This is a genomic window from Desulfatiglans anilini DSM 4660 (genome assembly GCF_000422285.1).
Taxonomy (GTDB): Bacteria; Desulfobacterota; DSM-4660; order Desulfatiglandales; family Desulfatiglandaceae; genus Desulfatiglans; species Desulfatiglans anilini.
Genome location: NZ_AULM01000070.1, coordinates 1 through 8,956 on the forward strand (window position 1 = coordinate 1; position 8,956 = coordinate 8,956).

Annotated in this window: 13 protein-coding genes; 8 read left to right on the top strand and 5 right to left on the bottom strand. The window is 42.1% G+C overall.

Annotated features, from left to right (window positions below; all coding sequences use genetic code 11):
* On the bottom strand, positions 1-1,178 hold a 1,178-nt coding region (locus H567_RS28820), incomplete at its 3' end, for a tetratricopeptide repeat protein (RefSeq protein WP_153306303.1).
* A gap of 375 nt (positions 1,179-1,553) precedes the next feature.
* Here H567_RS28820 and H567_RS0120485 point away from each other — a divergent pair.
* The 6 genes from H567_RS0120485 to H567_RS28170 all read left to right on the top strand — a co-directional run bounded on the left by H567_RS0120485 (position 1,554) and on the right by H567_RS28170 (position 4,991).
* Positions 1,554-1,871, top strand: a complete 318-nt coding sequence (locus H567_RS0120485; protein ID WP_208598439.1) for an AbrB/MazE/SpoVT family DNA-binding domain-containing protein — start codon at positions 1,554-1,556, stop codon at positions 1,869-1,871.
* A complete protein-coding gene (locus tag H567_RS0120490; RefSeq protein ID WP_051185169.1) occupies positions 1,868-2,131 on the top strand; it encodes a hypothetical protein in 264 nt (87 codons plus the stop codon). The genes H567_RS0120485 and H567_RS0120490 overlap by 4 nt, the downstream gene beginning before the upstream one ends.
* A 75-nt stretch (positions 2,132-2,206) precedes the next feature.
* Entirely contained in the window at positions 2,207-2,551 is a 345-nt protein-coding gene (locus H567_RS0120495; RefSeq protein ID WP_084517655.1) for an AbrB/MazE/SpoVT family DNA-binding domain-containing protein, read from the top strand.
* Positions 2,544-2,972: a putative toxin-antitoxin system toxin component, PIN family gene (locus tag H567_RS0120500; protein ID WP_028322829.1), complete on the top strand. Its 429-nt coding sequence runs from the start codon at positions 2,544-2,546 to the stop codon at positions 2,970-2,972. The genes H567_RS0120495 and H567_RS0120500 overlap by 8 nt, the downstream gene beginning before the upstream one ends.
* Entirely contained in the window at positions 2,959-3,540 is a 582-nt protein-coding gene (locus H567_RS0120505) for a recombinase family protein (RefSeq protein ID WP_028322830.1), read from the top strand. The genes H567_RS0120500 and H567_RS0120505 overlap by 14 nt, the downstream gene beginning before the upstream one ends.
* A 242-nt stretch (positions 3,541-3,782) precedes the next feature.
* Complete coding sequence (locus H567_RS28170; RefSeq protein ID WP_084517657.1) at positions 3,783-4,991, top strand: HEPN domain-containing protein; 1,209 nt, start codon at positions 3,783-3,785, stop codon at positions 4,989-4,991.
* 86 nt (positions 4,992-5,077) lie between these two features.
* On the opposite strand, the gene H567_RS28825 is transcribed toward H567_RS28170, so the two are convergent.
* The 3 genes from H567_RS28825 to H567_RS28180 form a co-directional block, all read right to left on the bottom strand.
* Positions 5,078-5,491 carry a hypothetical protein gene (locus H567_RS28825; protein WP_153306304.1) on the bottom strand — a complete coding sequence of 138 codons (414 nt, stop codon included), beginning with the start codon at positions 5,489-5,491 and terminating at the stop codon, positions 5,078-5,080.
* A 258-nt stretch (positions 5,492-5,749) separates the two neighbouring features.
* Positions 5,750-6,094 carry a GrlR family regulatory protein gene (locus tag H567_RS28175; protein ID WP_084517659.1) on the bottom strand — a complete coding sequence of 115 codons (345 nt, stop codon included), beginning with the start codon at positions 6,092-6,094 and terminating at the stop codon, positions 5,750-5,752.
* A gap of 289 nt (positions 6,095-6,383) precedes the next feature.
* Positions 6,384-6,614, bottom strand: coding sequence for a DUF2188 domain-containing protein (locus tag H567_RS28180; RefSeq protein ID WP_084517661.1), 231 nt, complete (start codon positions 6,612-6,614; stop codon positions 6,384-6,386).
* Between the two features lie 210 nt (positions 6,615-6,824).
* Here H567_RS28180 and H567_RS26335 point away from each other — a divergent pair, with 210 nt between their 5' ends.
* Together H567_RS26335 and H567_RS26340 are read left to right on the top strand one after the other, a co-directional pair.
* Positions 6,825-7,115 (top strand): type II toxin-antitoxin system Phd/YefM family antitoxin, encoded by a 291-nt coding sequence (locus tag H567_RS26335; RefSeq protein ID WP_035255528.1) that lies wholly within the window; start codon positions 6,825-6,827, stop codon positions 7,113-7,115.
* The gene (locus H567_RS26340; RefSeq protein ID WP_035255530.1) at positions 7,112-7,705 is read left to right on the top strand and encodes a putative toxin-antitoxin system toxin component, PIN family; all 594 of its coding nucleotides are present in this window, start codon (positions 7,112-7,114) and stop codon (positions 7,703-7,705) included. The genes H567_RS26335 and H567_RS26340 overlap by 4 nt, the downstream gene beginning before the upstream one ends.
* 21 nt (positions 7,706-7,726) lie before the next feature.
* On the opposite strand, the gene H567_RS0120520 is transcribed toward H567_RS26340, so the two are convergent.
* Positions 7,727-8,956 (bottom strand): tail fiber domain-containing protein (locus H567_RS0120520; RefSeq protein ID WP_161626667.1); only part of this gene is annotated, 1,230 nt, incomplete at its 5' end.

Genomic DNA, 8,956 nt, shown 5'->3' on the forward strand with positions numbered 1-8,956 from the left:
ACACTTCCCAACGCTAGCAGTAGGACCTCCGAAGCTTTCTCTTTATCCCCCATCAGGATATATTTATCACTGATATTCGTTAATGCCTCTACCTTCTCCCTAGAATTCTGACCTTCCATGCTATTCGCAATTTCCAATGCTTGAAAAACGAGATTGGAAGCCTTTGTATTTTGGCCAGATTCTAAATATTTATCTGCAATTAGGATAACATTTTTAATTTTATCAGATGCAGAAAATTTTTTGCTAAATTTCGTCGCTATTTCTAGCGCTTTTTCTAATTGATTACTCGACACGTATTTATCACTGATACGGGAAAAAGCAGCAGACATCCAAATTTCGTCTGCAATGCATAAAGCTGTCTGAATTGCCCTATCAAATTGCTCTATTTCAGTATACGTACATGCAAGCTCATAAAATGAAATAGGTTTATAAAAGTCATCGTTTATTAACAGAAAAACAGTCGGATACATTCGCGATAATAAGGCTAAAATTCCTTCAGTCCCTCCAATCTTTTCGCATGCACTTAGGATATAACGTAATGAGTTGCTTATATGGGCGATATCTTCAAGAGAACTGACGATGTTCAGTGCCTCAGACAGTATTCTAGTGGCTTTTTCTGTTTTTCCTAGCTTCGCATAAGATTCGGCAACCCCGCTGAGCGACTCAATGCGATTTTTTTCATCTGTGATATGTAGCGCACTATTGTACGCTTGTGATAGTAATCCTATTACCTTTCTTTCATATTTTACATAATCATAAGCATCTGCAATCGTAATTAATGAAGAAGATAATAAAAAGGGATCATTTATTTTATTAGCTAGAAGCACGGCACAAGTAAGTGGGTTAGTATCACAATCGGCTAAATATTTGAGAGAATGTTCTAGGGTTTTAAATTCTTCAAGTGTTAGATTAGATATTTTTGACTGCCCAGACATAAGACTAACGGCGATATTGGAAGAAGAATATCGTTGTATGATAGTATCAATCTTTTGCCGAGCTTTTGCATATAATTGAAAGGTTTCCATATAATTATTAGTCGAATTTTTTGCTTCGTCTAAAATTTTAGATGCGGCCACATATAATTCATTGGCTTTCGGATTGATATCGGTCGAGCATGCAAAAAAAATAGAAAAACTAATGAGTAGTAAAGCATCCATGAGTCGAGCATATTTTATCATTGTTATTTCCTTTATAAAAGTGCGATGCAAGTTAATTATTTCATGGTAGACTAAATACGGTTAGTGCAGGGAAAAGATCCATCGGTGGGAAAGCTTTTTATATACACCTTTGCTTTACGTTCTGGAATTTTGTTTACATATGAAGCTCCCCGAGCTTACGCTCGGGGTTTCATCCCAGCGCAAGCTTCGCTTGTCCAGTGTCCTCTTGCCCCTGCTTTTCTGTAAAAATCACAGCTTTATAAGCATGTCAATTTAAAAATCTATTCTTCCCAACCCATTAGGAAGGAAAGCACGGGGCAAGACCCTTGACACTACGGCCGGCCGTGCTATAATTTTAATAAATTAGAAAATTCATAATTTCTTAAATTGACAAATATGAACAAATACGTCAAGATTAGGGAGCAGGATATGGCGCTGATGAAGATCAGGAAAAATTTCCAGCTGACCATTCCCCACGGCCTCCGCAGGAAGTTTAACTTGGCGGAAGGGGATTACGTCGAAGTGGACACCAAGGATGAATTCATCGTCCTTCGGCCGGTGAAGGTGATCCAGCCCGACCAGGAGTATTTCTACACCAGGGAGTGGCAGGAGAAAGAAGCCGAGGTTGACAAGGATGTCCGTAAGGGTGATATCGTCGGGCCCTTCGAGAATGCCGCCGAGGCCATCAAAGCCCTAAAGACCGCAAAAATATGAAGATGAAGCTGGCCTTTTCCAAAAGGTTCATCAAGGATTACCGCCGGCTTCCAGCCCCCATCCAAAAAGCCGCCGACAAACAGTTAGAGCGACTGCTTTCTGATTTCCATCACCCCTCATTGAATGCTAAAAAAATGCAGGATCCGCGAGACATATGGGAGGGGAGAGTTACCAAAGGCTATCGCTTCACCTTCCAAATCTACGAGGACCTCTTTTTCCTCCGGCGCATCGGCACCCATGATTTATTGAGAAAGGCTTAACGCACCAGACGCTGGCCTTGACAAGCTTTCTGCACCTGCTATAATTATTACATAATTACGTAATGTGTAAAATATATGAAGAAAAAAAATCGTCCCAATATCCAGGAGAAGGAAGCCATGCCGCTGGTAAAAGTCATCCGAAACGGACAAATCACCATCCCTAAGGAGTTCCGAAACTCTTTGAAAATCAAGGACGGGGATTTGCTGGAAATCGAGCGCTCCGGGTTCGGCTTCTTTGTCAAACCGAAAGTGGTGCTTGACAAGGACGAGGCCATGGAAAAGTTTTTTGATGGAGTGGCGCAAATTCGGGAAAAAATGAAAGGGGCTGATCCAAAGGAGGTTGACGCAGCCATCGGAGAGGCGATTAGAACCGCTAAAACAGCCACAGCTAAAAAACGTAAAGCTAACGCCGATGCATAAAGTCGTCTTCGATACCAATGTCTTCATCAGCGCGATTATCAAAGGAAAAAGCAATCCTGGCCGACTACTTGATATGGTTAGGGGAGGGGAAATAGAGCTTGTCCTGTCTCCTGAAATCCTTTCAGAAATTCAAGCCGTCCTGCACTATCCGAAGATAAAGAAAATCCACCAGCTACAACCAAAGGCTATCGACGCTTTTTTGAAATACATTGCATCGATTGCTCAAATAGTTCAGCCCGCCAAGCGTCTGGATGTCATAAAAGACGACCCCTCGGACAACATTTATCTGGAATGTGCGGTGGAGGGCCACACGGATTTTATTGTCAGCGGGGATCATCACCTTACCGATCTTAAAGCCTACGAGGGGATCCGGATTATGGATCCGGCTACTTTTTTAAGAACGATCCATGATGAAGAATAAATCCGTCGCCATTTACGCCCGCGTATCCACCGACAAGCAGAAAGTGGACCTGCAATTAGAGGAGCTCAAGAGCTACATCGAGCGTTCCGGCTGGACGCTGTACAAGGAGTTCATCGACCAGGGATTTACCGGAAGAAACACTTCCCGGCCGGCCTTCAAGGAGATGATGGACGAGGCCCGCCAGAAGAAATTCACCACCCTTTTAGTTTGGAAACTGGACCGCCTCAGCCGGTCCCTCAAGGACCTGATCAACACCCTGGACGAATTGGGATCCCTGGGGATTGATTTTGTTTCGTATGATAATAAAATCGATACTTCTACACCCACCGGCAAGCTGGTCTTCCAGGTGATCGGCGCCGTTGCCGAATTCGAAAGAGACATCATTTCCGAAAGAGTGAAAGCCGGCCTGGGCAGCGCCAGACGCAAAGGCAAGCGCCTCGGAAGGCCTCCGGTGGCGCTCTATACTCTCCAAAAGGCCCGGGGCCTCCGTGAGAAAGGCCTGAGCTACAGGAAAATCGGGGAGAAGCTGGGGATTTCCGAGGGGGCAGTGAGAAAATATTGCCGTTAAACTGATTTACCTCTCCTCAAACGTAAGTTATTTTTTCTTTCTCAGAAGCAAAACGCAGGGAGCACAGCTTGATAGATCACTTTTTTCAATAATACATTCGAATTACCTTGTATTATTGATTCGAATGGATTGATATGATCCTTGGCTTAACGCCAAGTTCTTTACTTGCCATACACAATTTTCAACCTGCCGCACAAATTTTTGTAATTGTCCAATTATTCTAAACATTGCCGAGATAGCAAATGGGATTAAAAATAACATCAGAAGCAGAGTTTGAATCAATGATGGAGAATGTAGATTTGGCATTCCGAGAAGAGGGAATCCCCATTCACGCGAGACCGCTTCGCGCTATTGAGGCGGTTTCTAAAACACTCAATATGCATTTGCTTGTTGCCCCTATTCAATCAGATCCAATTCCAAATCTCTATGAAGGTCCAAGTCTCTCAGCCCATATTTTAAAATGGTATAATCTCCGTTATGGCAATCGGTTGAAAATAGATTTTTCAATTGGATATTCTGTCATAATAATACGTAATGATGCTTGGCTACTCAAATGCCCAATGATATTTGGGGCAATCGAAGTGGTTTGCGATAGAAACCTAAACAACCACTATAGAGACTTTGTAATCAACAAACCCGGAAAACCTCATCAAAAACCACAGCTTAATCTTCTCCGCTTGATTGACAATCTGCCTCAAGGACTTGCTAACCAACTTACAGATGTAGAACTAAACGCTATTCTCAACTACTACATAGATGCACAAAGCCTATTTAATGGAATTCACAGCCTGTGCCAAAAAGACGATCTAGCTTTAGGAGCAGTTACGGATTTTGAATCTTCCGCACGTTTTGCAATAGATAGCTCTGCTAACTATGGCCAATCTCTGTGGGCTTCTTTGCAAGCGGCTGAGAAAATTTTGAAATATTTTATAAAGGTAAAAGGACAAAAATTCCCTGCTACCCATTGTCTATCAAAATTAGCGGAACAATCATATAAATTGGGTTTGCCCATAATTGAAAAGGATTTATTAATAACGGTCCAATGTAGTGCCAGCGTACGATATAATCAGCCCAATTGTAAATTAGATAAAGTAGTTAACTCGCACAGAAGTGCGATATATATTGCATTAATTGTGTTGAATGCTCTATTTCCAGCCAATGTAAAATATTCAGGAAAAAATCCTCAAACAAAGATCTATGACACTGTTTTTATTCCTGGCGCTTTTTACTTTGATCCAACTCGTGGCTTTTCATATTATTGTGAAAGTATCAGGGACGGGGTTGCCGTGCTAATCTTAGTAGAATCGTACCAACATGGTCATTTGGTGCAAGCGGTGTTTAGACAAAACATCAAATATCAAATTTATTATCAGAAAATTTTAGATACCGGAGAGATTAATCGCCTTAAGAAAGTTGGCGAAAAGATATTCCGTGATAAAGGCATTAAATAACCTTTCATGCTTCGCTCAGGGCTAAATTGCATTAATGATAAGCAGTGTTTTAGATAAAAAACGAACGATCATAATTTTTCATGTTTTTACTCGGTATCTTCAGGATCTAAATTAAATCGGCTTCCTATCTCATCGATATCGGCAAGAAGCTCTTCTATCATTGATTTATGTCTGCTCCGAAGATCACGATCAAGGTAAATTACTAAAAATGCACATAATAATGGTGCAAAGACAAGCGCAATACTAGTTGGTAACATCCATGCTGGTAGATCTTGAATAATTGCGTGGGGAAATACACTTAGTAAAGCTGACCCGCTAAAACCTAAAAGAGCGCTATAAAGGGGTGAATAGCTTTTTGTGGGAGTCGATGCTTTAATTAAATCTCTTTTTATTCTTTTCCAATCGGATAATCGGACCGCTATTCCTCGTTCAGAGCTAGATAAAGGGATAGAAATCTGGAAATTTCTTTCTATTTGTATTTTATCTGGCCCTGAAGTCATTCCTTTTTATAACCTTTACTATTAGGGCTTACTTTAACAAGTCCAGCTACAACGGCATTAAAAAAGATTGTATAAGCGCATTTCCGGCAGATGACAAAAAAGAATGGATAAATGGGACTACCAGGTAAAGAGGAATGCATCTCGATAATGTGATTACCGATTACCCAATTATCACTGCCACAAATTGGGCATTCCGAAGGCTTAGTCCAATTAGCTCTGATCCAATCAATTACTTTTAGATGATCGAATTCCATCACATTAAGCCTGTTCAAAGCCGGTGACTTTATTGCATTGTAAAGTAATTTTCATAGTAGGCTGTTCTATCATACAACCACTTAACTGCATTGTAGGGATAGAAATATTGCCAGTCACATTTAAGTAAAATGAATCTAAATTGCCAAAAATTGACGTTCCCATTTTGTTAAATCTAACAATATGTATCTTGGATTCTACTTTATTGTCCTTTATAGTTGCATTGCCATTATAATAATAAGATGAATCACCACCTAGAATTTGATTCTGTGAAAAAACGGCAACGCCTGCGCCAAAACTTTGAAAATTTGATTGAAAAGAAACAGTCCAAAGTCCTTCCAGTCTATCCATTTATTCCTCCTAATAAAATTTAGATATGTCTGTATAGCCCAAACATAGTCAGAACTAAAATGAAATATTTACGAGGATGATAATGAGCCAGATAATGAGCGTAAATCATGGCGAATTTTACATGATAGTCAAGAAAAATTTGGTTCTAGGGTGGACATAGAAAACAAATAAAGCCTCCGAATTCGCTGATCCCAACGCTTTTTTGTACCAGATATCTATACTCCACAAAGGTCCAGATTATACTGTGCGCTTTCCGGGAGACAGTCGTTAATTTTTACCAAATCACTCCTTATCCCTCTGGTGGATATGGGTCGTTTCCGTAGGTATATTCTGTCTGGAAAGTTCCATCCTTTTTCTGGATCTTAAGTTGTCCGCTGGCATCTTTAGCGACTTGCCGTCCGAAATCAACCGCATCTTTTTTATTTTCGAAATTTTTTAATGCTCTTTCAGCTCCTTCAGTTTTTACACTCCAATTACCTTTTGTAGCTGGGGTTACGTAAACTACTTTTCTTTTTGCCATAGTGAGCTCCTTTATTTTGTCAATATATAGGGCAACAATTTTTTTTATACCATATATTGTATGCCTGGTTTGAACCACTAATTTTGAGATTTTTCTCCCTAACCCGTTAGAAAGAAAAGCAGGGGGGCGGGCCCTTGACAAATTTCACCATTATTATATAATGATTATGTCAATTGATATAGTCATTATAATTAATATAAAGGTATGAAAATGCTCAAGAAAATCTCCGCTATGAAGGCAAGACAGAATCTTGGCCAGGTGATGAATGAAGTGGCTATTAAAGGGGACGATTACATCATAGAAAGGTCCGGCCGGCCGATGGTGGTAATGATCCCGATGGATCGCTATTACCAGCTGCTTCAAAGCCAGGATGAGGCCAAAGAATCCCTGCAGGCTATCTGGAAGAAGATGGAGGGGGCTGATAAGAAAGAATTAGGCCAGGCAATCGGGGAGGCTATCTCTTCAGTAAGAGCTTCCCGGGTCCAGGCTCAGAACCAATGATCCGGGTGGTTCTGGACACCAACATTTTTATCAGCGGCTTTCTTACTCCCAAGAGTCCGCCGGCTAATATTCTCACCTTGATTGTTCAGGGCCGGCTCCGCCTGGTCCTTTCTGCTTCTATTGCCAGCGAAATCAAAGCCGTTTTGGATTATCCCAAGATAAGGAAAATCCTTCAAAAACAAGGCCTTTCAAAGGATGAAATAAACATCGCTTTAGCCAGATTGGAAAAACTGGCCATTTTCACCTTGGGAAAATTGAAAATAGCAGCGGTAGAAAAAGACCCTTCCGACAACATCTTCCTTTCTGCCGCCATCGAGGCCGAGGATTTTCTTCAATGCCTGGCTGTCTCAGGCTGGACAAAGAATCTTGCAATTGAAAAACCGCCCGGGCAGGCGGATCCGCAAATAGTAAACCAAGGAAATCTTGGTTTTTTAATATTCGAACTTTCTGATATCTACTCCGAACTGATCTTGGATTTCCGGATAAACTCACCGCACCTTCGGGGGCTGCGCCGTTTGACAGCTGTTTTGGTCAAGCTTGACGCCCGCCTTAAAAAGAAAAACAAGCCCTCCAAAACTGTGCCGGCATAGCCTCTTTTTCTTTCTAACCAGTTATTCCTCCGTCTCTGTTTGGCAATCAACTTCTTCCGATTCGATTTGGCCCTGGTCGTTGATTTCCAGCTTGAAGCAGGCGCCGGAAGGGGACTCGAGGATTACCTGTTTCATCTTCCCGATCTGCAATTTCTCAATTGCAGCTTCCTTGGCGTGGATCTTTTCCGCCTCCAATTCTTTCACCTTCAAATTCCCATCGATGTCAAACCGGTATCCATCAGCTCCCAGGTCCTCCAGCACCAACCGGGAATCCAACTCCTTCAGGCTTTCCAGCTCCGCCGGGACCCCATCGCCGCCGCTCAATCCTTCCGCCACCATATTTTCCAACGCCACAATCCTTGTCTCGTGATCCCCATACAGCTCTGTCAGGGTAGCCACCGATTCCGTCAGGCCGGCGGTGGTAACAGTCAAGGAGTCAAAAAACTCTTCTTGCCCCTGAACCCGGCCAGCCAATGCTTTGAAATCATCCTCCAGTTCGGTCAAATCCGCTCCGATAACGGCAATCTTGTCTTCCAGGCTTGTTTCACCACCAAAGAGGCGGGAATCCAGATTAGTCATTGAATCATTGAGGATAGAAAATTCATTGGAAACGGAAAGTTGCAGATTGGAAATTTGCTCTTGCTGCTCTTTGACCGCTTCAATGAGAATGGGAGAGATCTTGTCATAGTGAACACCTAGGTATTCTTTCCCATCCGGTCCGGTAATGGGGAAAGTCAGTTCCGGCATTACCGCCAAGGCTTCCTGAGCAATGATACCAATGGATTTGTCCCCAGACATAGATTTATCTTTCCAATTAAAGGTAATTCCTCGGATGTTTTTGATAATGGAAAGAGCATTGGGGATGGTTTCAATATTGGTTTTAAGCCTTTCATCGGAAGCGGTGACTCCAATGTCTCCGGTGCCGCTGTTGTAGTAAACCGCCACGTCGCCGTCGGCCGTCCAAGTGTCCATTCTGATCCGGCCGGCAACTTGGAGCTTCTGCGCGGGAGCGGTGGTGCCAATACCGACGTTACCATTCCTTAATATCCTCATTTTTTCTGATAACACAGCATTATTGGAAGTATAAAATGCCATATCAGAACCAAATGCTGCATCAGTGCCATTTTGTAAAAGGGTTCCTATTTGACCTTGGACTGGAGTTGCACCGCTTGTAAATGTTCCCATTCTAAATTCTATCGATGCTCCAAAATTTAGACCGCCACCAGCATTATTATTTGTCACATAAAATAT

Bases quoted from the DNA above. Each gene is read 5' to 3' on its own strand.
- H567_RS28175 (WP_084517659.1), bottom strand. From the start codon at position 6,094: ATGGATAGACTGGAAGGACTTTGGACTGTTTCTTTTCAATCAAATTTT.
- H567_RS0120505 (WP_028322830.1), top strand. From the start codon at position 2,959: ATGATGAAGAATAAATCCGTCGCCATTTACGCCCGCGTATCCACCGAC.
- H567_RS0120495 (WP_084517655.1), top strand. From the start codon at position 2,207: ATGAAGAAAAAAAATCGTCCCAATATCCAGGAGAAGGAAGCCATGCCG.
- H567_RS28825 (WP_153306304.1), bottom strand. From the start codon at position 5,491: ATGACTTCAGGGCCAGATAAAATACAAATAGAAAGAAATTTCCAGATT.
- H567_RS26335 (WP_035255528.1), top strand. From the start codon at position 6,825: ATGCTCAAGAAAATCTCCGCTATGAAGGCAAGACAGAATCTTGGCCAG.
- H567_RS26340 (WP_035255530.1), top strand. From the start codon at position 7,112: ATGATCCGGGTGGTTCTGGACACCAACATTTTTATCAGCGGCTTTCTT.
- H567_RS28180 (WP_084517661.1), bottom strand. From the start codon at position 6,614: ATGGCAAAAAGAAAAGTAGTTTACGTAACCCCAGCTACAAAAGGTAAT.
- H567_RS28170 (WP_084517657.1), top strand. From the start codon at position 3,783: ATGGGATTAAAAATAACATCAGAAGCAGAGTTTGAATCAATGATGGAG.
- H567_RS0120485 (WP_208598439.1), top strand. From the start codon at position 1,554: ATGAACAAATACGTCAAGATTAGGGAGCAGGATATGGCGCTGATGAAG.
- H567_RS0120500 (WP_028322829.1), top strand. From the start codon at position 2,544: ATGCATAAAGTCGTCTTCGATACCAATGTCTTCATCAGCGCGATTATC.
- H567_RS0120490 (WP_051185169.1), top strand. From the start codon at position 1,868: ATGAAGATGAAGCTGGCCTTTTCCAAAAGGTTCATCAAGGATTACCGC.